Raw genomic sequence first — 25,257 nt, forward strand, 5'->3', positions numbered from 1 at the left:
CATTTTGAACAGCAGAGCTGCAGGTTGTCGTCACCGAAGCAGAGCCCCGGGACGAGAAATGAGGAATGAAACTTGAAAAAACTTGTCAGGCGAACCGCCGCAAAAGCGCGTCGGAATTCGACAGACGAGGGAGAATCAACGGTTCAGACGAACCGTTGCATAGTGACGAATTGAACTGCGAATGACGAATCACGAACGCCGATATGCGATTTGGGGCATAGCTTATAGCCTGGATATACCCTCCAACTCCCAATCGCTATCTAGTGTGCAAAATCTTCGAAAAGCAAGCCCTGTAAAACAGAATGCCGACAGGTGATTTACACCCTGCCCCAGCGGGGTAGCATGTTGGTAGCCCCGGATGAAGTGAAACGAAATCCGGGGGATATTAGGCTGGCCAAAATAACCGCCGAATAGAGGGATTGGATTGGAGTACTGGATTTAATTGAGGCGGTTCCCTTTAAATTTGGTTAATACGATTTGTGCAGCTGAGCTGCGGTTTGTCGTCTTCGGAGCGGAGCACTGGGACGAGGAGAGTGCAATTGAATGTCGAATATCGAATGACGAACGCTGAGCTGTGAAGTGACTTCCTGCTGCCTGAAACTTGCGGCTTGGATAAACCCGTCAGTCTGCATCGTATGCCGTAAAACGAATTCCGTACGCCGTCAACCTCAGCTTACTCTTCAAATGAGAAATAGAGTCCGAAGTTTGCATTCAGGCTTGTGATCTCACCGTTTTGCCGTTGACCGGTTATCGAATTGAAGACAAGTTTTACCTTCAGGGATTCATTCTGCTGTTCGAGGGTCATCCTCTCAATAGATAAAGCTTCTATTTTCATCGCACCGGTTTCAGGCAGCTCTTCGATAAAGGGTTTAAGTTCAAATACCAACGAACGCCCGGTCGCTTTCTCTGTGATATGGATTTCAAGATTTTCGTCTTTCAGTGAAATCGTGTAAACCCGTTCTCCAATGGTTGTCTCAAACTCTTGTGAACTCAGCCACATCTCAATTTCACCGACATAATGGTCATAACCCTGCAAAGGTACAGGATCTGTCCTGCGCTTTTGCACCTGGAACGTGGCAAAGCCTGAGCCATCTCCCTCTTCCATCTCCCAGTTACTCACATAATCAATACCGATTAGGCCCGTAATGACTTGAGCATCTGAAACAACATTCATAGTGTCTTTATTTGCAAGTACCTCTTTTAGGTCTTCCTCAAAATAGGGCTGAATGGATTGAACACCCTTCAGATCGAGCAGGTACGTAATTCCCGAACTGATCTGCTTTCGATCGTTAAATGGGATTTCATTTTCGGTCTTGATGACGGTTCCGTTTTCAGAAAACAGACCGTGTTCTTCTAAATGATATTCCAGTCTGCTTAGCTGACTTCTTTCAGAGACCTCGAATGCACTCAGCGGACCAAATGAGATCAGTATCATAATCAGAAACAGGGAGGTTGGGATCACTCTGATATCTTTCACTTTACTGATCAGGAAATAGATCACCACTCCGGTCAGCCATACGGCCAGGGTTGCAACATAGTATCGATTCACCGTTACACCGTATTCAGAAATCCGGACCCAAATGGAGAGCATGAGGAGAATGATCAGCGGTATAAGAGCAATATAGTATCCTTTCGAAAACAGGCGTACCCATTTGTGATCATCTTCGTCCTGAATAGGGTAGAGTAAGAGTAGCCCCAATATTCCCGCGATCGAAAAATTGAGCACAAGGTGAGCCACCCAGCCGTTCGGCCACTGCCACTCGATGATGATCTTGCCCGTGTAGAGATAGAGAATTACTATGTATACGACGATCAGGGGAATGAGAACATACTGAACAAAAATTCTCAAACCTTTCGGATAGGCTTTCTCTTCGTCCGTTAATTGATTGGGATGGGGAACTCCTGATAGAAAGAACCAGGTACCAAAAATTCCGATCAAAAATATAGCTAGCTGCCCATATCGTTTCCCTTCAATGTCGAATTCGAGAAGTACTTCTAACGAATACATGGCAATCGTTAATCCAACGTACAAAACACCAACATACAGAACGGAGAGTAGAATTCTGAGGAACAGGGTTTTATTGTAGGCCCAGAAGTCCTGAACACTTTTATCCCCTAAATAAGGTGCAAACGAAACCAAAAGATGAGATGACAGAAACAGCAAGGAGTATCGGTAAAACGCTTCAGAATTTGAGGGCTCAAAATCTTCGGGCAGAAACAGGTAATAAACGGCAAGCAGAAGAACGGCCGCACCACTGGAAAGGTATCGTTTGATGGGATTCCAACTTCTGCTTTCGCTTAAAACGCTGATTGCGAGGAGCAGTGAAATGGATAGTGCAGAGACCCAGCTAAAATTCCGGACCCAATAGTATCCATCCCGCTGATCCCACGGTAAATCTACCAGCAAGATGACACCCAAAGTACCCAGAATGGCGAAGGTTAAAACGAAGGGGAATCTGCGAATTGTAGCTGAGGCATTTGAGGTAATTTGCTGAATAGACGGCAGCCGTATCATACTCTATCCTATAAATTTATGCTTAATTGAATGTAGCACTATTTGGGTTTATAAAAAGAAAAAAGCTCCACTCTCTTTGTCATGTGCTTTTGTATTAGAGGAAGGATTACGGTATACGATTTGAGATTATCTGGGAAGCTGGACTCTAGAAATAATGGCCTAGAGAAATCAGCGGAGAAAAGTGAGCAGCCGGGAGACGAAAAGAAAAACTTACCAGCCTCTCGTCGCCGGCGCAGAGCACCGGGACGAGGAGGGGGATTTTGAATGTCGAATATCGAATGACGAACGCTGAATGTCGATTTGAAGCCTGTTGCCTGTAAACTGCAAATACCGCATGTGTATACTGAATCGGAAATGCCCCAGAGGGGCAAAATGTGATTAGCCTCGGGTGAAACGCAGTGAAACCCGGGGTTTAGATGAGCCCATTAACATGTCGCCGATCAGAGGGAATGGTTCGAAGTGTAAAGAAAATTAGAGGCGGTCACCTCACGAATTTGATGTTACTGTTGAGTCAGGCAATCCCGGTATGTGAATTATGTGAAACTAAAAAACTCCGCTTCTTGTCACGTTCATTTTTGTGAGAGGGATGGGTTGTCCTGCAGCAGAGCTGCAGACTCTCGTCGCCGGAGTAGAGAACCGGGACGAGGTGATGGTTCGAATATCGAATATCAAATGACGAACGCTGAATGACGATTTGAAGCCTGTTGCCTGCAACCTGCAAATACAGCATGTGGATGCGGAACCGAAAATGCCCCAACGGGGCATAATATGATTAGCCCCGGGTGAAACGCAGTGAAACCCGGGGTTTAGATGAGCCCATTAAAAAGTCGCCGATCAGAGGGCATGGTTCGAAGAGTAAAAAAAATTAGAGGCGATCACCTCACGAATTCGATTTTACTTTTGGGACTCCATGTCACGTGTATATGCGTGAGAGTGAGGGGCTGGGTTTTCATACAGCGGAGCTGTGGGTTGTCGTCGTCGGAGCAGAGCTCCGGACGAGGAATAGACCTGCCGCTTGTCGCCTGCGACCTGCAACTTGAAACCTGCGGCTTGTGACCTGATTATGAATTGCTCAAATATTTCTCCTCAAAAAGGTAGATGCTTTCATCGGTTCCGGCAAGTATTACCTGGTCATTTTCTTTGAATTTGAAGGTCTGAGGGTCAACCGTAATAATTTTTTTATCATTTCGGATGGCCATTAAAATAGTGCACCCAGTCTCTTGTCGTACATCACTTTCAGCGAGTGTAGTTCCGACCAGCTGTCCGGCAGGAAGTTGTTTCAGATTTATCTGCTTTTCTACTGCCAGGGAATCTTCATCTTCAAAGACAGAGGCGGCGAGCATCCGTCCGCTTACCGTGGTAACGGCCTGTACATAATCGGCCCCGGCATCGAAGATTTTACGAATATTGCCTTTGTTGTTAGCTCGTACAATAATATGTGCTTTAGGATTCAGATGTCTGGCCATAAGCGTGGCATAAATCGCTTTTGTATCATCCTGAATTGTGACAATTAACGACATGACATCCTCAATATCGGCTTTCTTCAGCGTCTCTGTTTTCGTGATATCTCCAACAATATCCACGCCCTCTTTCTCCTGAATATCGATCACTTGTACGTCTACGCTTCTGCTTTTTAGAAACCGGGCTGCAGCATCTCCAGACTGCCCGTAGCCCAGTATCAGAACTTTACTTCGCCTAAATTGTCGAGTAGTGGATTCCGCTTTTTTGCTGAGTTCATCGATCTCCGCTTTTTCTCCGGCAACCAACAGCCGAATCTTTGAATCCAGAATTAAATCGGGAGAGACAGGACTGTTAAATTCATCTTTTTGCCATGCTCCAATGATGTTCACATGATGATTGTCCAAAAGTTTAGCCGATTTTACCGACCGATTACAAAGTTCACTTCCCTCTTCAATGTCGATCTCAATTAACTCGATATTATTATCAATTTCTACGCTGTCGATAATTGAAATTGCAGGGACCTGTTTGGCCAGGCTTTCACCGATAAGTTGCCGTGGGAGGATGGTGACATCGGCACCGGCCAATTTGTAGTACACCTCTTCCTCTTCCTGGTCCAACACCGCAATGATATTGATTGTTTCAGATGCATTTCTTGCTGTAAGTATGGTACTAATGGATTTTTCAACGGTGGATTGCAGAACCAGGGTAGATGCTGAACCGATACAGGCATTGAGTAGAATTGCATCCGACTCAGGGTTACCGACAATCACATTCATGCCTGATAGGTGAAGCTGTGATACCAGCTGATCATCCTGTTCAATAATTACATAATCTTTACCGCGCGAGTCTAACTCCTGAATTAAAACATCCGCATGGTTCGAGTAACCACATATAATTACATGGTCGGATTTGGAAATTTTTTGAGGCGGGCTTTTTTCAATAGCACGTTTTAGAATCGGGACAATCAACACCGGAAAAGCGAAAAAAACGAGTGCGACACCGGTCACATTCATGATTACAATAAAGTAGTTCATAAAATCGCTCTGCCAGGGCGCATAACCGCCGTATCCGCTTGTGGTTAAGGATTCAACGACTACCTGAAGTGACTGTGAAAAAGTTACATGCTGATCTTCAAAATAGAGCATCGACCACGAAAAGAGGATGGAATAGCTGATGATAATCCCCAATACAGTAAGTATGGAGAAGAATATTCTGTTTGAAAAGTTTTTATCCATAGAATTTTAAACGATCACAATTGCGCGTGGACATAAAATCAGCGTATTTATCAAAATAGATGAATTACGGCAAATCATAAATGTTTAATTGGAGAATGCAATTTTATTAAATGTGGTCAGAGCATTGTCACCTCAAATATATTGTGATTTTTTCCCGTCCTAGTGCTTAGTTCCGGGGACGACAATTCTGCAGCTCTACTGCATGAAATATCCGGACCAGCTTTTGAATGTTTTGTCGGTAATGTTATTCGGATACCGACCGCCTCTATTTTGATTTGTACTCCAAACCGATCTCTCTTTTCGGCGGGGGAGATGTATGGCTCATATTTACCCCACGCTGACGCGTGGGGCTACCAACATATTGTCCCTCCGGGACAGTCAATTCCGGGTAGTGAATTGTGTGCAAGTAAATAGCTCCTATCCATGTCACGCGCTTTTTGCGTGAGAGAGGAAGGGGTGGGTTGTCATACAGCAGAGCTGCAGGGTTGTCGTCAACGGAGCAGAGCACCGGGACGAGGAGATGGTTTGAATGTCGAATATCGAACGCCGAATAACGATCGGTTGCCCTGAAACTTATAGTCGGTGTAGTGAGTTATCGACAAGCTCCCCGATTAACTGCATCGGGGCACTGCGCACTGACGTTGGCCTGAAGCCTGCAGCTTGAATCCTGTAACTTGTATATACAGCATGTGGATGCGGAACCGAAAATGCCCCAACGGGGCATAATATGATTAGCCTCGGGTGAAACGCAGTGAAACCCGGGGTAAAGAGGATGACAATCATGAATCGCCGAATAGGGAGAGTACTTCAGGACCCCGGACAGCGTTGAGGCGATAATCCTTTGGATGTGTTTATATCTAAATTATAACTCAGCTAATCTAAAACCCTCATTTTTGTTGGGAGATACTTTATTTCGGCATTATTAAAAAAAAACCGCCTCAATTCTGTTTTGCACCCCAAACTCATCCCACTGTTCGGCGGGTGGAATGTGTTGATCTGTTTACCCCGGGTTAAAACCCGGGGCTATTCATGTGCTGTCCCTCTGGGACAGGGTTGATTTGTAGTAAAAGTGAAGAGAAAATTCCCCTCCATGTCGTGTGCGTTTGCGTAAGAGGGAGGGTTGTCATACAGCGGAGCTGCAGGCTCTCGTCACCGGAGCAGAGCACCGGGACGAGGAGATGGTTAGAATGTCGAATATTGAATGAAGAACACCGAATGTCGATTTGATGCTTGTTCCATGTAATTTGTATATACAGCATGTGGATGCGGAACCGAAAATGCCCCAACGGGGCATAATATGATTAGCCCTGGGTGAAACCCGGGGTTTAGATGAGCCCATTAAAATGTCGCCGAATAGAGGGAATAGTTTGGAGAGAAAAACAAATTAGAGGCGATCATCTCAGGAATTCGATTTTACTTTGGGACAGTCAATTCCGGTCGTGAATTGTGTGGAACAAAATAGCTCCCCTCCATGTCACGCGCTTTTTGCGAGAGAGAGGCTGGGCCTGCCTTCTGAATCCCGAATGATTTCGGGAGAAGGAAGGGGTGGCTTGTTCTGCAGCAGAGCTGCTGGTTGTCGTCACCGAAGCTGAGCTCCGGGACGAGGAGGGAGAATTTGAATGACGAATTTCGAATATCGAACACCGAATGACGATTTGTGGCTTGCTACCTGAGGCCTGAAACCCGGAAGTATTAATGACGAGTAGTTAGAACTACGTTAATTCTCATCATCTTTGGTGATTCCCAACTTTCTCCCAATCCTTTTAAAAATATTCCCTTTTTTATCATCATCGTCGGTTTCACCAATAACGCGGGGCTCATCACTGCTTTTTCCGGTGAAAAAATCCCGGATTCTATCGGTGAACTTGTCATTTCGTGTGTCGGTGCATGCCAGTGAGTAGGGCGTGTCGATCTGGTTAGGGCGAAAGGCGTTCGGCACGGCAGGCAGATCATCGGTCTGTGTCATGTTTTGCAAAAAGGTTCCGGCAATGGGCAGTGCGGTCTGAGAAGCATAGGCAGGATACTCGCGAAATCTTACACGATGATTCCACCCGCCCACACGGGTTCCAAATACCATATCTGGGGTAAACCCGATAAACCAGCCGTCAGTGAAATTCTGAGTGGTTCCTGTTTTTCCACCCAATGCATGACTGATTTGAAATTGTGATCGCAGAGGTACACCGGTTCCTTCATTAACGGTTTTTTCGAGCATCGTGACCATTGTGGCCGCGGTCTCGTCTGTGATTCTGTCCGAAGATGTAGAAGAGAACGGGGTTTCAATTTCTAGTCCGCCGGATACAGGTAGATGAATCTGATTGGATTCAACATTTTCATCCCCGGCTTCGTAGATAAGTTCTCCCTCATCAGTATAGATTTTGGTGATGAAAATCGGTTCTACAGGTTTGCCTTCGTTCAAAAATGCAGTGTATGCCGTTGTCAACTCCATCAGGGACATTTCTGCAGTACCCAAAGCTACAGACGGTCCGTCGGGGAGAGGCGCGGTTATACCCATATTCCAGGCTGTGTTTCGAATCGTTTCTATACCGGTTTCACCGGCAAGCTGGACGGCTACTGTGTTGACCGATTGTGCCAATGCCGCCTGCAAGGAGAATCGCCCACCATATTCCTGATCGTTGTTCCGGGGAGTCCAGTCATCATACTCGGCATACTGAGCCAACATATTTCTTTGGTAGTCGCACGGAGTTCTGCCCGACTCAATGGCAGCCGCATAGAGAATGGGTTTAAACGCGGAACCCGGCTGACGAGATGCCAGCACCTGGTCGTATGGAAAATGTCGATAATCAATTCCACCAACCCAGGCCAACACGTGACCGTTTTCGGGGTGAATGGCGTAAAAACCGGCGTTTAAAAAGGAGAGGTAATAACGGATTTCATCATATGGGGAGATTTCCGTTTTTCGATAACCGTCCCAGCTGTAGAGGAGTGATGGCACAGGCTCATGAAGGATCTGCTCAATCTCCTCTTCTGAAATACCCTCTGCTTGTAGTCGCTGATACGACTCGCTCCGGCGCCAAACCTGCAGCACTTCCGGATCCTCTTCCCCAAAAATGGGTCGGTTATCAATTTCTCTGTCAAAGATCGCCTGCAGTTGTTTCATCTGATTTTTCACAGCTACTTCAGCAGCCCGTTGGATTCGGGTATCGAGGGATGTGTGCACCGTTAAACCGTTATTCGACAGATCATTGCCAAGCTCCTGTTTTGTACCCAGAGTGTCCAGAATGGATTCCAGCTCTTTTTGAATCTGAACTTTGAAATAGGGAGCGATATTCTGAATGCCTGCCGATCGGTCGTAGTCAACCGGTAGTTCTCTGTTGATCCATTCTGATACCTGATCGGACTCAATCAATCCGTATTTTTCCATCTGAAGGAGAACCAGGTTCCTTCTGGTTTGGGCCCGGTCTGGATTTCTGTGCGGATTGTAGTAAGTGGTAGCCTTTAGAACACCGGCTAAGGTTGCAGCTTCATTCAGGTTCAGGTCAGCCGATGACTTACTAAAAAATCGATAGGAGGCCATCTCAATTCCGAAGGTGTCCTCACCAAAAGAGACATTGTTAAGATAGAGTTCCAGAATTTCATCTTTGGAGTAGACCGATTCAATTCGGTTAGCGATGATCATCTCCCGCAGTTTATCAGTGACGAGCATCAATCCACCGTTGCCTTCCCGCGGATAGAGATTTTTTGCCAGCTGCTGAGTCAGCGTGCTTCCTCCGCCGGTATTTTGTCCCATTAAAATGGTTTTGACGAATACACGGGCAAGCGCGCGATAATCCACGCCGTTGTGTGATCTGAACCGAATATCTTCAATGGCCAGGAGGGCATCCACCATGTTCGGACTGATCTCATCCAGTGGAACGTATACACGGTTTTGATCCCGGAAACTACCCATCTGAACGCCATCGGACGAGATCAAAACGGTGGCATTGTCAAGATCGAGTTGGCTGAGTTCCTTTGTACCCGGTACCGGACCGAAAACACCGGAGAGTGTCAGCAGAAAAATGAATAAAAAGATGACTACAGGTGCTAATACAGCTGCCGAGAGTACTTTTTTCCAAAGTGGAAAGGATGCGTAACTGTTTGATTTCAAACTGTGGTACGAAGGTTAGTGATTATAGGATGGTGTTCAATTTATCATAAACTTTAGGCCGGGTGAAATGTTTCGTGAGGATTAAAAGACCTGTCAGCGTTTTGCGGAGCAAATCCTGACAGCGTCTGGGTAATGTTTATTTGATTCGTTTTGATTTTTTTTAAAACAACTCTGTGTGTTACGCCTCTGTTATATTTTATACTTCGAACCCATCACACTTTTCGGCGTTTGTTTTTGCGTTCATATCTTACCCCGCACTCACGTACGGGGCTATTGTCTTCTCATCCCTTCGGGATTCATTACACCTCCAAGTCCGACCACAAATGTTTTTTGTACTATGGCAGCACACATTTATAAAAAACGTGAGTTTGAAATAAGAATCTTGAAAATGATTCTCCCCTCCTGTGTAAGGAGGGGTTGGGGGAGGTAGCCCTAATGATTTCAGGCTATAAATCTGATCTGATATTGGTTTCAACCACTCCTAAATCACTTCGTGGGAATCGCTTCGCTCGGAGCCTCTCCTTGGATAAGGAGGGGACTTTTTATATGCTTTTACATTCATTGTATATCGAACTCACGTTAAATATAAATTCAAGAAATTCCGTAGGAATATTCTGTTTATAGAAATCCTGGGCCAATGTTAAAAACGCTCCGTAGGTGCGTCCTGTTTATGCTCACTAGTTCTCGTACTGCATCATTAAGGAGGGCCTAACCGAGCCTGACAGAGTCTGGGTAATGATTGCATAAGGTCGTTTAGATTTGTTTAAATAACTCTGTGTGTTCCGCCTTTGTGATATTTTGTAATTCGAAAGATTCTCTTTGATCGGCGGGGAATGCTGTGCTTTGATTTTTCCCCGCGCTGACGCACGGGGCTATATGCTGATCATCCCTTCGGGATTGGGGTGACATCATATTTTTGTGAGGAGAGGTATTATCCCTGTGAATTAACTCAGCGAAACTCAGCGTACTTATCCTGACGCTGTCAAATCCGGTTGGTGTTGACAGGTCATGTTATCAAATACCCATTTATGGGTTAAACATACGAGCGCGGGATTTATCCCTGCGGGAATAAATCATATCATGGTTGTGACCGGCCATAAATGACCGGCTCGTATATCAAGCCCCAAAATAGGGCTTCTGCTTATGTGGTCAATTTATTTGAAAACGCCACGAAATCGGTAAGACTCTAAAATGCACAAAGCTTACTCTGCGAGAAACCAGACGCTGTCAAATCCGGTTGGTGTTGACAGGTCGTTTAAAATCTAAACATGGTATTTCTATAAAGTGGACTCTCCGTGTATCAGACTAAATTGAGTTGGGTGTAAAGTCCAAGATTTGAAAGAGACAGAAATACCATGTTTTCTATGGTCAAAATTTAATTTTTAAGAATCGATTCATCCAGCATATCGTTTTCAAAAAAGACCGCACGGTTAGATAGTTTAATGGCCAGATAAACGGAGAGAATCGTACCGGAGAAGATGGCCAGCATAATCATAATCTGATACTGAATGGCGGTCATCGGTGAACTTCCGCTCAGAATCTGACCGGTCATCATTCCCGGCAGCGAAACCAGCCCGATCGTTGCCATAGAAGCCAGAGTTGGATTGGCAGACTTTTTAAGGGCCGTCTGAAAAAACGGGTAGAGCGCTTCACTTCGGCTTGCTCCGCATGACAGGAAAAACTGAAACCGCTCCCGGTTATCCTTCAGGCTGTAGTAAAAGTCGTTGATACCAATCACATTGCTACGCAGGCAGTTTCCCAGAACCATTCCGGTAATGGGGATGGCGTACTGTGCTTCAAGCAGCGAGGGCAGCTGAATTACCAGTTCAAGGAAAAAGAAATTGATGAGCACAATACCAAAGAACGTCGCGGCAAATACCGGAATCAGAAGCTCTTTTTTACGGCTGAGTTCACTGCGGTCGATCGTGGCAAAGTCGGCAACAATTACCATCACCATGATCCAAGCTAGATTAATCCAGGCATTATCCAGTTCAAAAAGGTATTCGAGATAGTACCCGACAAAAATCAGCTGCAACGTCATCCGAATGGTGGCAATTACCATTTTGCTGTTGAGTCCGGTTCTGTAGTAGCCCAGGATGGCAGCCGGAATGAGCAGACTAATGAATGCGATGGAGAGTTGGAGCCAGCTGAGTTGAATGATTTCCATGCGGTTATTTTCCTTTGTTCAGATCGATAACAGTATCGCAACGCTCCACCCAGAACGGATCGTGCGAAGTGGAAAGAACGGTTTTTTCGGGTTGATCCAGTAGCTGTTTTGCTGCCCGCTTTTTAGAATCCAGATCCAGTGCGGAAGTGGGTTCATCCAACAGAATAAATGGCTGATCCAGCAGTATGCAGAGAGACAACCCGATTCGCTGGCGCTGCCCTGTGGAGAGGTCGGCAAACGGTTTCTCCAGAACTTCATCGGGCAACAGGCCAAAACTCTTTAGGATCTCTTCGATTCCGGATCGATTCGGTCTTTTCTCTTTGTGAGCCTGAAAGGTGAATGGAAATAAGATTACATCCGTAACTGAGCCGGTTCCGATATTCAAATCTTGAGGAAGCCAGGAGGAGTTTTTCCTGAGTCGCTTTATAATCTCGGGATTCCCTTTAATCGATTCTCCCCGGAATGTAATATCTCCCTGCTGGAGCTTTTCAAACCCGAGGATTAACCGAAAGAGGGTGGTTTTGCCACTGCCCGAATCCCCCTTCAAAACAACCCGGTCTCCTTCATTGATCTGAAACGAAAAGTCCCTGAAAACGACCTCATCACCATAACGGAATGAGATCTTTTTTCCTTCAATCAACGGGGTTTGGCTCATAGATCAGGTTGCTCTGTTGAGTTGGGAATATGTTAATATTGATATGGATTTTTTAGTCGTTGAACTCAGGAACAAATCGATGATTGGTTGCCTGTTCAAATGCATAGGCAATTTCCAGCAGTACGGGTTCACTCCAGGCTCGTCCGAAGAAAGAGACACCCACGGGCAGACCGTCCAGTTGCCCCATCGGCAGGGTGACAATCGGATATCCGGCCCGGGCAGATGGAGAGCTGGATGAGAGAGCAAAATTATCGCCAAGGGTCAAATCCGTTTTCCATGCCGGTGAACCGGTAGGGGAGACAAAGGCATCCAGGTTTTCTTCATCCATCACCTTGTCAATCCCTTCATCGCGACTGTGCAGGAGCATATTTTCAAGTGCTTCCCGGTACTCTTCCGAATCGAGATCTCCTTTCTCAGCAGCCATAAAAATTAAATTTCGATCAAACCGTTCTGTCTCCTCCGGATTTTCACGAGTAAGTTCGGCAAGCTCCTCAATACTGGAAACTGGTGCATTCTCGCCCAGCGATTCGAAGTATTTGTTCAGCCCGTCTTTAAACTCATAGAGAAGTACCTGAAAGGCATCACCACCAACATTCGTTTCAGAAATTTGGTCTATTTCAATCACTTCCGCTCCTAGCTCTTCAAGTTTACGAACGGTTTGGTTCATCAAGGTATCTACCCGGAAATGACTTCCCATCGGTTGTGTAAAAAATCCAATTCTTTTTCCTTCAAGACCGTTTTCATTTAGGAACTGTGTATAATCTTCATGAATGTGCTCTTCACTATCGGCTGTTTTGTCATCATTGGGATCAACCCCGGTGGCATAACTTAACAAAATGGCTGCATCCCGAACGGTTCGCACCATAGGTCCGGCACTGTCGGTTGTATGGGAAATCGGGATGATGCCGGATCGGCTCCACAAACCAATCGTAGGCTTAAGCCCGACAATTCCGTTGGCGTTTGATGGACATACAATGGATCCGTTGGTTTCGGTACCGATCGTTAATGTGGCGAGATTCGCAGATGCTGCCACCCCTGAGCCGGCGCTTGAACCGCACGGGTTTCGGGTAATATCGTAAGGGTTATTGACCTGGCCGCCCAATCCACTCCATCCGCTTGAGGACATGTTACTGTGGAAGTTTGCCCACTCACTCAGGTTTGCTTTTGCAATGATGATGGCTCCGGCATCTTTAAGCTTTTTCACTATGAATGCATCCTCAGGCGGGACTGAGCCTTCCATAAATCGTGAGCCGGCTGTCGTCTGCATATCTGCAGTGTTGATGTTGTCTTTCAAAATGATGGGTACCCCGTGCAGCGGACCGCGTACATTACCGTCGCGACGTTCACGATCCAGTGAATCGGCGATTTCCAGCGCATTGGGATTAATGGTGAGGATCGCGTTCAATCCGGGGCCATTTTTATCAATCTCCTCAATCCTGTCGAGGTAAGCACGAACAACCTGAGATGCGTTCAAATTTCCATTGTCATATCGTTCTTGCAGTTGGTCAACCGTAATCTCTTCCAGGTCGAGTAGTTCATAAAGGGATTCATCCCCGGATTGTGAACAGGCAGATATAAAAAGGAGGGCGAGTACCGAATAAATGAGCAGTTTTGTATTCATACAATTTTTTTCTGTTAAAGTATGGTAGGAATAAAGTGATAATCGGGCTTTGTAGCAACATTTGATAAGGAGAGATGCATAAAAAACCTAATCATTCATGTTGAGTGCCGGGTTCTTCATACTGATTAAATCACGGTTTTCAGGTTTTTTTATTTGGTCATCAGAGTGAAAGTGTGGCTTATTTTAATAACGGATTTAAATTTATCGTAAATATTCGCATTATTCATTCAGTTCATACTGTCATTCTGAGCGGCAGCGAAGAATCTTCTTTTTTGGACGACTTAGCCCAGAGATCCTTCACTCTGTTCAGGATGACAATCTTGTCATTCTGAGTGGCAGCGAAGAATCTTTCTGTTTGGACTACCTAGCCGGGAGATCCTTCACTACGTTAAGGATGACAACATTGACAGTATGACTACTAACCGACAAAAACAATTCATCAGAATAAACAATCCGATTTGGGAAAACAGGTAACCTTAAAAAACATTGCCGACGCTTTGGGAGTCTCTACAATGACCGTCTCCCGGGCATTGAATGATCGATCCAATGTCGATAAAAAGACAAAAGAGAAGATTATTCAAAAAGCGAAAAGTATGGGTTACACTCCAAATCGGGTAGCGAAAAGCCTGGTTTCCAGAAAGACACAGACGATTGGAGTAGTAATTCCTGAAATTACACACGCTTTTTTTCCTGAAGTGGTCCGGGGAATTGAAGAGGTGACCTACCGCTCGGATTATCAGCTGATCTTGACAAACGCCAATGAACAGTTTGAACGGGAACAGCACGCCGTAAATACCCTGCGCTCACAGCAGGTAGACGGTATTTTGATCTCATCATCACAAACAGTGGAGGACTACGCTTTTTACAAGGAGATCGTAAACTCGAAGACTCATCTGGTCTTTTTTGACCGCTGTATTCAGGGAATAGGGGCCAGTTGTGTACATGTGAACGATAGGGAGAGTTCGGAACTGATTACCCGTCATTTGATCGAAGTACATCAGTATGAAAAGATTGCCCACTTAAGCGGCCCCAGGGAAGTAACCATTGGACGTGAACGGTATATGGGATATCAAGAGGCGCTTGAAAAAAGTAATCTGACCGAGAATAGAGATTGGATTGTTGAAGCGGGTTTTAAAGAGGAGGGAGGATATCAGGCAATGAAAAAAATCCTGGAGCTTCCCCAATCGGATCAACCCAGGGCGATTGTTTGTGTGAATGATCCCGTTGCCTTTGGTGCTATGGAAGCGATTAAGGAGGCCGGACGAAAGATACCTGACGATTTTGCGATCACCGGATTTTCGGACGAGATTCGAGCACCTCTTGTGGAGGTTCCGCTGACAACCGTTCACCAGCCGGCATACGAAGTTGGGCGTCGGGCAGCAGAAAAACTTTTGAAATTGATCGACGGTGAGAGCGAGCAGCCTGAGGATATCGAAATTACTGCTACGATTCAGATTCGAAAATCGTGCGGTTGCTAAGGCAATCATTAAAAAGTAGCTGAAGCCTATTGCAATATTTTGAATTTGTTCTATCTTGATAGTGAAATGTTATCGTTAACATTTGATCGTTAGGTTCCGGTTGGGTGCGCTTTAAACCATTGTAAAATGAGCTACTTAAAAACGATTTTTCTACTTCTCTTACTATTTACATCCTGTTCATCCGATTCTTCCATCGGGCCGCGTGTAAATCAGGATGATGACCTGCCGGATGATTCAGATCCGGTTTACTATTCAGCCGATGAATTTGTAATGGGCGCCGATCTCTCGTACGTGAATCAAATTCTGGATCATGGCGGAATCTACTCTGTAGATGGTGAGATTCAGAATCCCTATAAAATTTTTGCTGATCATGGAACCAATACGGTTCGCCTTCGTCTGTGGCACAATCCGGAGTGGATTCAAACCGAAGTTTACGAAGATCCGGCCAAGCCGCTTTACAGCGGATTTGAAGATGTGAAACGAAGTATGGAGGAAGCGAAAGCACAGGGGATGGCGGTCAATCTCGATTTTCACTACTCCGATATCTGGGCTGATCCGTCGCATCAGGATATTCCGGCTGCCTGGCTGGAGATTACGGAATTGGAGGTGCTGAAAGATTCCGTTTACAACTATACGTACGAAACTCTTTCAAAACTGGACGCTGATGGAATAATGCCGGAATTTGTGCAGGTGGGGAATGAAACTAACTGCGGGATGATGTATACCAACGCTCCTGTTGATTTTCCTCCTTTGAACGGCTGTGATGGTCATTGGGAGAATCTGGGTGAGGTGATCAACAGCGGAATAGAGGCGGTTCGGGATGCAGGGGTAAATTCAGATATCCAACCAAAAATTATTCTCCATATTGCTCAGCCTGAAAATACCGAATGGTGGTTTGAAAATATCATGAGCGAAGGGGGCGTCAGTGATTTTGACATCATCGGAATTTCATACTACAGCCACTTTTCAGATACACCGCTGAGTGAACTCGATGAATATATATCAACATTTCGAGAGAAATTTGATCGCGAGGTGATGGTTGTGGAAACGGCCTATTCCTGGACAACCGAAAACGCAGATCAGTACAACAATATCTTTGGCGAAAGTGCCATCGAATCCAACTATCCCGCTACGAAAGAGGGGCAGCTTCAATATCTGATCGATTTGACACAAGCTGTAATGGATGGCGGCGGAAGCGGCGTGATGGTTTGGGAGCCGGCCTGGATCACATCCGACATGAAAGACCTTTGGGGAACCGGATCGTCCTGGGAAAACAACGCTTTCTTTGACTACGATGGAGATCTCCATCAGGGCATCAATTTTATGACAACCGACTACGAACTGTAACCAGATAATTTATGCGATACTTCACCTTATTTTTTACTCTCCTGCTACTTTTTGCCGGATGCAGTGCAGAAACGGAGCCTTCAGAATTTGACGACCCAACGACTCTAAATTTTAACAAAGGGTGGGAGTTTGTAAAAGATATAGATCCGAATGTGTCGGACGAATACTTTGATCGAAACAGCTCAATTGAATGGGAAATGGTATCTCTTCCGCATACCGCAAATATTGAACCCCTGGTGATTTCTGATCAGCAGTGGCAGGGTGACGTGTTCTATCGCAAGTTTTTTGAGATCGATCGGGATCAAGCCGGCAAACAGTTTGCACTTCGATTTCATGGGGCGATGCATGAAGCCGATGTATGGCTGAATGGGGAGATGATCCAAAAACATAAGGGTGGTTATCTTCCATTTGTGGTAGACATTACTGATCAGGTGGAAGTTGATCGTGAAAATGTATTGCTGGTAAAACTGAATAATGAGAACAACCCAACCATTCCGCCCGGTAAACCCATAGAAACGCTCGACTTTAACTGGTTCAGCGGACTCTACCGGAATGTGGATCTGCTGGTGAATGAGAAGCTGCAGATCTCCGATCCGATTGCAGCCGATCGAGTTTCAGCCGGTGGTGTTCTCGTCAACTACACGGATGTTACTGATGAATCCGCAACCATTAACATTCAAACCGATATCGAAAATTTTGATTCAACTTCCCGAAATGCGGTACTAAAAACGGTTTTGAGAGATCATTCGGGTATGAAGATTGCAGAACGATCAACGGATGAACAACCGATTTCTGCGGGTGATCATCATCTGTTTCAACACGAGATCGAGGTGGAAGAACCAAATTTATGGTCACCCGACTCCCCTTATCTCTACGAGTTGACGATAGAGCTGCATGAAAACGGTGAAGCAATCGATTTCTGGCAAAAGCGAATCGGTATCAGAACGATGTCCTTTACCGAAGATCATCAGTTTGTGTTGAATGGAAAGCCGCTTCAGCTGCGCGGGACGAATCGTCATCAATCCTATCCTTACATCGGGTATGCGCTTTCGGAAAATGCTCAATTCCGGGATGCGTATAAAATCAAAGAGGCCGGGTTCAATTTTATCAGGATTGCTCACTATCCGCCGGACCCGGCTTTTTTGGAAGCTGCGGATGAACTTGGGCTTCTGTTCATGAACGCGATTCCCGGCTGGCAGTTTTTCGGGGATGAGGAGTTCCAGGAGCTCGCTCTTCGTGATGTGAGGGAGATGATTCGCCGCGACCGCAATCACCCGAGCATCGTGATCTGGGAAGCTTCGCTGAATGAGTCTGATATGCCGGAAAGTTTTATGGAGCGTGCTCACGATATTGTGCACGAAGAGCTGCCGTTTGAGGGTATCTACAGCAGCGGATGGATCGATCACGCCTACGATATTTTTATTCCGGCGCGGCAGCACGCCTCACCACCGGAGTATTGGGCGAGTTATCCGCAGGAGAAACCACTTTTTATCGCGGAGTATGGCGACTGGGAATACTATGCTCACAATGCCGGGTTCAATCAGGACGCATATGAAGATCTGCAGGAAGAGGAGCGTAACTCTCGTCAGTTGCGGGGCGACGGACAGGTGCGGATGGCTCAACAGGCTCTCAACTTTCAGGAAGCGCACAACAGCAACCTTCAGGGTTGGGCGTTTGGTGATGCCAATTGGGTGATGTACGACTACAACCGCGGATACGATGTGAATCTGGAAGCGTCCGGAATTCGGGATATTTTCAGGCTGCCCAAGTTCACAAACTACTTTTATCAGAGTCAGGGCGGGCCAAATCCGGATCCCAATGCGGAGTTCAATCGCCCGATGATTTACATCGCCAATTTCTGGTCCGATCCCGATTTTAAAACAGTCAAAATATACAGCAATACAGAAGAGGTGGAACTGTTTTTGAATGGCAAATCTCTCGGACGAAAAAATCCGGACATCGATCGGGTTTCTACACATCTGAATCATCCGCCATTTACTTTTGATATTGAGGAGTTCGAGCCGGGCATCTTACGGGCAGTGGGTTACATCAATGGTGAAGTTGTTACCGAAGCGGAGCGAACCACGCCGGGAGAGGCGGCCGCCATAGAATTGGAGTACGATCGAAGCGGCAGAGAACTGGAAGCCGGTCAGAATGATGTCGTGTTTGTGTACGCTTCCATTGTGGATGAAAATGGCACAACTATTCCCAACGCAGAACCGGACGTACAATTTGAGGTGGAGGGAGACGGTGAGTTGATCGGTTACAACCCTATTGAAGCTGAAGCCGGTATTGCAACCGTACTTCTGAAAGTAGGGGAGAGCGATGGGGAGATTACGCTTCGAGCCTTTTCAGACGGGTTGAGATCAGATGAGTATCAAGTCATTGTTAATTAGAATAATTTGGAGGAGTGATGAATGTAATGATTTTAAGAAATAGTCTACTATCAATAATCATATTCTTGCTGATCGGAAAAGTTGGATTATCCCAGGAAACGCCGGAGATCAAACAGCAAGTGGATATCACCTATGCCATTGGAGCGGATCTCTCGTTTTTGAAGCAGGCCGAGGAACAGGGTGTAGAGTTTATGGATGATGGAGTGGTAAAACAGGGACTGGAGATCTTTTCCGATCACGGCTACAACTGGATTCGTCTGCGCCTTTTCCATACGCCGGATGAACTTCCAAACGATCTTGACTACACCATCGAGCTGGCTCAGGAAGCGAAAGAGTACGGATTCAAATTTCTTCTCGACTACCACTATGCCGATAGCTGGGCCGATCCCGGTAAACAGCCCATTCCCGCAGCATGGGAGGGACTTTCTGTGGATGTTTTAGCCGACTCCGTCTATGAGTACACCAAAAATACCATCACCGCCTTTCGGGAAGCCGGAGTGATGCCGGAGATGGTTCAGATCGGAAATGAAACCCGAAACGGAATGCTGTGGCCAACCGGTAAGCTTCCTGAAAACTGGGACAATTATGCGAAACTGACCAAAGCCGGAATTGATGGGGTGGATGCCGGACGAGCACAGGAGGCGCGACCGATCATCATGATTCACTACGATCAAGGTGCCGATAAAGTTGGTGCCCGTGAATTCTACGAAACGTTTGAGTCGTACAACATTCCTTACGACATGATCGGTCTGTCGTATTACCCATGGTGGCATGGGAATTTGCTCGAATTCAGGGCTAATCTGCTCTCTCTTGACCGCCACTTTGACAAGGATATCATGCTGGTGGAAACCGCCTATAACTGGAGACCCAGCGAATACGAAAATGCTCGTCCGCCTTATCCTGAAACACCGGAAGGTCAGGTGGAATTTCTGGAGTCTGTAAATGAAACGATGCTCAGTATCAACAGTGAGAAGATCAAAGGGATTATGTGGTGGGAGCCGGCCGTAATGGGCGGATTGCGTTCCCGCGGATTTTTTGATGATGACGGCAATGCGCTGCCGGTAATCAACGTGTTTGATAAATACCGGCTGGGAAGATTGGATAACGAAGGGATGCCCGACTAAACTGAGATGTCAAATTCATGAATGATGACCTGTCCATAGAAAAAGAAGTTGAATCGGTTCCGCTAAACCGTGAAATGGTGCTGGTGAATAGCCGACTTATTGTGACTGTACTTCCTGAGATGGGAGGTAAGATCTCCGGAATTGTACGAAGAAAGTCCGGTACGCAATTTCTTCATCAGACAGATGAGAACTACCAAAATGTTGAACTCCCTGCGTATGGGCAGGAATTTCAGCCACCCTATGCTGCCGGTTTTGACGACTGTTTCCCGACTGTTTCATCGTGTTCGATTTTGCTAAATGGAGAGACTATCGATCTGCCGGATCACGGCGAGCTTTGGACGTCTCAGTGGGAGGTGGAACAGTTAGGCCCCGGAGTAAAGCTGACCACTTATGGAAAAAAGCAGAACTACCGCTTTACAAAGTGGATCCATCTGGATGGCGAAACACTTACGATACGCTACCGGGTGGAGAATTTCAGCAACTCCACCATACCCTTTATCTGGTCATCCCACCCGCTGTTGAATGTAGATCCTGAAGATGAACTGATATTACCACCCGAGATCAATGAAGTTTTGGTGGATGGAATGACTGAAAAGGAGATTGGAAAGTTTGGAGATCGATTGTCGTGGCAGGGGTTGAAATCTGAAATACTTCCGTATGATCTGTCCATAGTTCAACCAAAAGAAGCCGGGTTTGCGGGTAAATTTTTTTCAAACAGACTTCAAAACGGACTGGCGGGTATCTATCGGAAGCAGACAGATGAGTCACTGCTTTTCCGGTTTGATACAGCTGAAATCCCCTACCTGGGAATCTGGCTCTGTTACGGTGGATGGCCGGAAGATTTAGATGAAAAAGATCTGACAGTTGCCCTGGAACCGTGTATCGGTCGGCCGGATAGTTTGAAGAAGGCAATGGAGTGGGGCGAAAATCAGGACATTGAGCCATCAAAACAGCGAGAGTGGTCGCTGGAAATATCCATCGAAGACGGAAAATTAAATTTAAAACCAACAAATTGAGCATATGGAATTTTCTCTAATAGATACGATTGTTTTTGTGGCATATGCACTGGCCATTGTGGGATTGGGGTTATGGGTATCCCGCGAAAAAGAGGGGCATCAGAAAAATGCTGAAGATTACTTCCTGGCCAGTAAGGCGCTGCCGTGGTGGGCGATTGGGGCATCGCTGATCGCAGCCAACATTTCGGCGGAGCAGATTATCGGGATGTCCGGTTCAGGTTTTGCGGTGGGACTTGCCATTGCATCCTACGAGTGGATGGCAGCTGTAACATTGATCATTGTAGGTAAATACTTTTTACCGATTTTTATTGAAAAAGAGCTGTTTACAATTCCGGAATTTATTGAGTACCGCTTCAATACCACACTGAAAACAATCCTTGCCGTTTTCTGGATTGCTCTCTTTGTTTTTGTAAACCTGACGACGGTGATGTACCTCGGAGCCCGCGCACTGGACACAATTATGGGAACCGGTGACGGTAGCCTGTTGATCTATGCATTAATCGGATTGGCATTTATTGCGGCGGCGTATTCACTTTATGGCGGACTTTCCGCTGTGGCGTGGACCGATGTGCTACAGGTTGCCCTGTTGATTGTTGGCGGTACGGTTACTACTGTAGTGGCACTGAACCATGTGACTCCGGATGGAGGAATTTTAAATGGGATGGCTCACCTTTATGATGTTGCAGGGGATAAGTTTAATATGATTCTGGACAAGTCGAATCCCGAATATAATAATCTGCCGGGAATCGGAGTTCTGATTGGCGGATTATGGGTGGCCAATCTCTACTATTGGGGGTTCAATCAGTATATCATTCAGCGAACACTGGCGGCCAAATCTCTTGAGGAATCACAAAAAGGAATTATATTTGCCGGCTTCTTAAAGCTGATCATTCCACTCATCGTTGTCATTCCCGGAATAATCGTTTACGTGCTTTACGTACAACCTGAAGGAACAACCATTATACCAGGAGTGGTGGATGTATTCACAAACCCCGACGGCAGTATTGTGTACGATAATGCATATCCATGGCTCATTAAAGTATTTCTTGCTCCGGGTTTTAAAGGATTGGTTGTGGCTGCACTTGCTGCGGCAATTGTATCTTCACTGGCATCCATGCTCAACTCAGTTGCTACGATTTTTACCATGGATATCTACCGGCCATACTTCAACCCGAATGCTACCGATAAGCAGACTGTGAACACGGGACGAATTACGGCTGCAGTTGCATTGGTAATCGCAGTATTGATGGCCCCGCAACTGGCAAATGTACCACAGGTTTTCCAGTACATTCAGGAGTATACCGGCCTGGTAAGCCCGGGAATTTTGGCGGTCTTTATCATGGGGCTTTTTTGGAAAAAAACAACGACTCAGGGAGCCATTTACGGAGTGTTGGCATCCATCGTGATTGCCCTGTTGCTCAAAGCTCCGGCGCTCAATCTTCCGTTTCTGGATCAGATGTTCTACACGCTCATCATCACCATTGTGATTATTGCCGGTGTGAGCCTGACGACCAATCCGTATGATGAAGATCCGAAAGCAATTCATACAACAGCGGATATGTTCAAAACGAGTCCGGCTTTCAATATCGGGGCATATATCATCCTGATTATTGTATCTGTGCTGTACGCTGCCTTTTGGTAAAAATTGAAGGTTTAGGAAGATTATGGAAGAGTTCATCAAAAAAATTAAGCGAGAATTTAAAACCCGTTTTCAGTCTGATTTTGTAGTGATCAAAGCTCCCGGACGTGTTAATCTGATCGGTGAGCATACCGATTACAATGACGGTTTTGTACTGCCGGCCGCTATTGATAAAGCGATCTGGCTGGTCATGAATTTGAATGATACAGGACGAATTCGACTCTTTTCAGTAGATATGAATGAGGAGTATAGCGTTGAGCTATCACCCAATCTCGAAAAATCAGGTATGGGCTGGCCCGATTACATTCTGGGCGTTGTGGATCAGCTGAGAAAACATGGAATGAACAGCGTTGGGTTCGACTGTGTGTTTGGTGGCAATGTGCCGATCGGCGCAGGACTTTCGTCCTCGGCTGCTCTCGAAGGCGGGGTACTGTATGGACTTGCTGAATTGAACGGATGGGAAATATCCCTTATGGAAATGGCTCAAATTGCCCAAAAAGCTGAAAACGAGTTTGTCGGGGTTCAGTGCGGGATTATGGATCAGTTTGCCAGCCTGAATGGAAAAGAGGCTCATGCACTGAAGCTGGACTGCAGAACCCTGGAGTTTGAAAAAGTACCCTTCCGCGACCCGAAGCTTAAAATTGTGCTGTGCGATACAGGAGTGAGAAGAGAGCTGGCCGGGTCGGAATATAATATCCGTCGTGCACAGTGCGAGCGGGGAGTATCGATTATTCAGAAATCGTACCCGCAGGTGAGAAAACTAAGGGATGTGACAATGGATATGCTTTATGAAAATCGGAGTGAGATGGATGAAGTCGTTTTCAGGAGATGTAAATTTGTTATCGAAGAAAATCAAAGGGTGCTCGATTCTTGTGATGATCTTGAAAGGGACGACATTCAGGCGTTCGGCCAAAGGATGTTCAAATCACATGACGGATTGCAGCACGACTATGAGGTGAGCTGCAAAGAGTTGGATATCCTGGTTGATATCGCCAAAGATGTGGACGGGACAATCGGCTCCAGGATGATGGGCGGTGGATTTGGAGGCTGCACCATTAACCTGGTTCGAACGGATTCTGTGGAATTGTTTGCAGACATTGTAAAAGAAAAATACCGCCAGCAAACCGGTAAAGTGGCTTCAGTTTATGTAACAACCATTTCAGAAGGAACACACCTGTTGAAACATGATGTACATACACCAAATGGCTTATAGAATTTATGAATTTGAAACTAGGCAGTAGATTTTCCTGAACAATTCCCTCCTTATGTAAGGAGGGGAAATAGGGGTGGTTGAGAGTAGTACTTGATTGATTTTTTTGTGCCAAATTATGTATAAATCGATCAACTATCCCATAATATGATCATCAATTCAAAAAATTAGAGAACCATGGCTTTAGATCTTTCAAACCATCCGCACAGAAGATACAATCCGCTGACCGGTGAATGGGTTCAGGTTTCGCCGCACCGGACCCAACGTCCCTGGCAGGGAAAGCAGGAGCGTATCCCGGGAGAAGAGAAGCCGGAGTACGATCCGAAATGCTATCTCTGTCCCGGAAACTCAAGGGCTGGTGATGCTAAGAATGAGGAGTACGAATCAACGTTTGTATTTGATAACGATTTCAGTGCCCTGCTCCCTGACACCCCGAATGAAGAGTTTAACAAAAATGACCTGTTGATTGCCAAAGGGGAGAAGGGAATTTGCCGCGTGATATGCTTCACACCACGTCACGACCTGACGCTACCGGAAATGGAGCATTCTCAAATTCGAAATGTGGTGGATGTTTGGGTTAAGGAATATGAAGAGCTGGGTTCGCGCGACTACATCAACTATGTGCAGATTTTTGAAAACAAGGGGGAGATTATGGGGTGCAGCAATCCGCATCCGCACGGACAGATATGGGCGCAGCAGACCATCCCGGAAGAACCGAAAAAAGAGTTGATTCAGCAGAAAGAATATTACTCAAAACATGGAAGAACGCTTTTGAGCGACTATTTAAAACTGGAAATCCAGGAGGATGAACGAATTGTGGCTCAGAATGACCATTTTGTGGTTTTGGTGCCTTTCTGGGCATTCTGGCCTTTTGAGACGATGGTGATTAGTCGGCGACCGTTTGCCCGATTTACCGATATGACAGACGAAGAGAGAGATGCTCTGGCAGACATTATCAAACAGATTACGGTGAAGTACGACAACATTTTTGAGATATCCTTTCCATACTCTGCCGGATTCCACCCGGCGCCCACCGATGGGAAGGATCATCCCGAGTGGCATTTTCACATGCACTTCTATCCGCCTCTATTACGATCGGCAACAGTCAAGAAATTCCGGGTTGGATACGAAATGCTCGGGAATCAGCAGCGGGATATCACAGCGAAAGCAAGTGCTGATTTGATGAAGTTGCTTTCGGATGTGCACTACAAGTTGAGGTGACGATGTAGTCATCCTGAACGAAAGTGAAGGATCTCCGAGGTGAGGAGGTAATATCGGGGAGATTCTT

The 25,257-nt window shown here is 46.1% G+C and carries 14 protein-coding genes; 8 read left to right on the forward strand and 6 right to left on the reverse strand.

The window, feature by feature from the left end:
- Positions 1–673: 673 nt before the first annotated feature.
- The 6 genes from CWD77_RS00670 to CWD77_RS00695 form a co-directional block, all read right to left on the reverse strand.
- On the reverse strand, positions 674–2,515 hold the full coding sequence (locus CWD77_RS00670; protein ID WP_101071268.1) for a DUF4153 domain-containing protein: 1,842 nt from the start codon (positions 2,513–2,515) through the stop codon (positions 674–676).
- Positions 2,516–3,576: 1,061 nt separating this feature from the next.
- Positions 3,577–5,211 carry a potassium channel family protein gene (locus CWD77_RS00675; protein ID WP_101071269.1) on the reverse strand — a complete coding sequence of 545 codons (1,635 nt, stop codon included), beginning with the start codon at positions 5,209–5,211 and terminating at the stop codon, positions 3,577–3,579.
- Positions 5,212–6,928: 1,717 nt separating this feature from the next.
- A complete protein-coding gene (locus CWD77_RS00680; protein ID WP_101071270.1) occupies positions 6,929–9,316 on the reverse strand; it encodes a transglycosylase domain-containing protein in 2,388 nt (795 codons plus the stop codon).
- A gap of 1,375 nt (positions 9,317–10,691) precedes the next feature.
- Entirely contained in the window at positions 10,692–11,483 is a 792-nt protein-coding gene (locus CWD77_RS00685; RefSeq protein WP_101071271.1) for an ABC transporter permease, read from the reverse strand.
- A gap of 4 nt (positions 11,484–11,487) precedes the next feature.
- The gene (locus tag CWD77_RS00690) at positions 11,488–12,138 is read right to left on the reverse strand and encodes an ABC transporter ATP-binding protein (RefSeq protein WP_101071272.1); all 651 of its coding nucleotides are present in this window, start codon (positions 12,136–12,138) and stop codon (positions 11,488–11,490) included.
- Positions 12,139–12,190: 52 nt separating this feature from the next.
- The gene (locus CWD77_RS00695; protein ID WP_101071273.1) at positions 12,191–13,759 is read right to left on the reverse strand and encodes an amidase; all 1,569 of its coding nucleotides are present in this window, start codon (positions 13,757–13,759) and stop codon (positions 12,191–12,193) included.
- Between the two features lie 458 nt (positions 13,760–14,217).
- On the opposite strand from CWD77_RS00695, the gene CWD77_RS00700 reads away from it, so the two are divergent.
- From CWD77_RS00700 to CWD77_RS00735, 8 genes are all read left to right on the forward strand, one after another.
- Positions 14,218–15,237, forward strand: a complete 1,020-nt coding sequence (locus CWD77_RS00700) for a LacI family DNA-binding transcriptional regulator (RefSeq protein WP_101071274.1) — start codon at positions 14,218–14,220, stop codon at positions 15,235–15,237.
- Positions 15,238–15,363: 126 nt separating this feature from the next.
- The gene (locus tag CWD77_RS00705; RefSeq protein ID WP_101071275.1) at positions 15,364–16,584 is read left to right on the forward strand and encodes a glycoside hydrolase family 53 protein; all 1,221 of its coding nucleotides are present in this window, start codon (positions 15,364–15,366) and stop codon (positions 16,582–16,584) included.
- Between the two features lie 11 nt (positions 16,585–16,595).
- On the forward strand, positions 16,596–18,980 hold the full coding sequence (locus CWD77_RS00710) for a glycoside hydrolase family 2 protein (protein WP_101071276.1): 2,385 nt from the start codon (positions 16,596–16,598) through the stop codon (positions 18,978–18,980).
- A 17-nt stretch (positions 18,981–18,997) separates the two neighbouring features.
- Positions 18,998–20,104, forward strand: coding sequence for a glycoside hydrolase family 53 protein (locus CWD77_RS00715; RefSeq protein ID WP_101071277.1), 1,107 nt, complete (start codon positions 18,998–19,000; stop codon positions 20,102–20,104).
- Between the two features lie 17 nt (positions 20,105–20,121).
- Positions 20,122–21,120, forward strand: a complete 999-nt coding sequence (locus CWD77_RS00720) for an aldose epimerase family protein (RefSeq protein ID WP_101071278.1) — start codon at positions 20,122–20,124, stop codon at positions 21,118–21,120.
- A 4-nt stretch (positions 21,121–21,124) separates the two neighbouring features.
- Positions 21,125–22,762 (forward strand): sodium/sugar symporter, encoded by a 1,638-nt coding sequence (locus CWD77_RS00725; RefSeq protein WP_206017916.1) that lies wholly within the window; start codon positions 21,125–21,127, stop codon positions 22,760–22,762.
- A gap of 22 nt (positions 22,763–22,784) precedes the next feature.
- On the forward strand, positions 22,785–23,972 hold the full coding sequence (galK, locus tag CWD77_RS00730; RefSeq protein WP_101071280.1) for a galactokinase: 1,188 nt from the start codon (positions 22,785–22,787) through the stop codon (positions 23,970–23,972).
- Positions 23,973–24,146: 174 nt separating this feature from the next.
- Positions 24,147–25,190, forward strand: coding sequence for a UDP-glucose--hexose-1-phosphate uridylyltransferase (locus CWD77_RS00735; protein WP_101071281.1), 1,044 nt, complete (start codon positions 24,147–24,149; stop codon positions 25,188–25,190).
- Positions 25,191–25,257: the final 67 nt, after the last annotated feature.

The organism is Rhodohalobacter barkolensis, assembly GCF_002834295.1.
GTDB classification, from domain to species: domain Bacteria; phylum Bacteroidota; class Rhodothermia; order Balneolales; family Balneolaceae; genus Rhodohalobacter; species Rhodohalobacter barkolensis.

Excerpts from the sequence above, each read along its gene's own strand:
- CWD77_RS00670 (WP_101071268.1), bottom strand. The coding sequence starts at position 2,515 with ATGATACGGCTGCCGTCTATTCAGCAAATTACCTCAAATGCCTCAGCT.
- CWD77_RS00675 (WP_101071269.1), bottom strand. The coding sequence starts at position 5,211 with ATGGATAAAAACTTTTCAAACAGAATATTCTTCTCCATACTTACTGTA.
- CWD77_RS00685 (WP_101071271.1), bottom strand. The coding sequence starts at position 11,483 with ATGGAAATCATTCAACTCAGCTGGCTCCAACTCTCCATCGCATTCATT.
- CWD77_RS00690 (WP_101071272.1), bottom strand. The coding sequence starts at position 12,138 with ATGAGCCAAACCCCGTTGATTGAAGGAAAAAAGATCTCATTCCGTTAT.
- CWD77_RS00695 (WP_101071273.1), bottom strand. The coding sequence starts at position 13,759 with ATGAATACAAAACTGCTCATTTATTCGGTACTCGCCCTCCTTTTTATA.
- CWD77_RS00705 (WP_101071275.1), top strand. The coding sequence starts at position 15,364 with ATGAGCTACTTAAAAACGATTTTTCTACTTCTCTTACTATTTACATCC.
- CWD77_RS00710 (WP_101071276.1), top strand. The coding sequence starts at position 16,596 with ATGCGATACTTCACCTTATTTTTTACTCTCCTGCTACTTTTTGCCGGA.
- CWD77_RS00715 (WP_101071277.1), top strand. The coding sequence starts at position 18,998 with ATGAATGTAATGATTTTAAGAAATAGTCTACTATCAATAATCATATTC.
- CWD77_RS00720 (WP_101071278.1), top strand. The coding sequence starts at position 20,122 with ATGAATGATGACCTGTCCATAGAAAAAGAAGTTGAATCGGTTCCGCTA.
- CWD77_RS00725 (WP_206017916.1), top strand. The coding sequence starts at position 21,125 with ATGGAATTTTCTCTAATAGATACGATTGTTTTTGTGGCATATGCACTG.
- galK (WP_101071280.1), top strand. The coding sequence starts at position 22,785 with ATGGAAGAGTTCATCAAAAAAATTAAGCGAGAATTTAAAACCCGTTTT.
- CWD77_RS00735 (WP_101071281.1), top strand. The coding sequence starts at position 24,147 with ATGGCTTTAGATCTTTCAAACCATCCGCACAGAAGATACAATCCGCTG.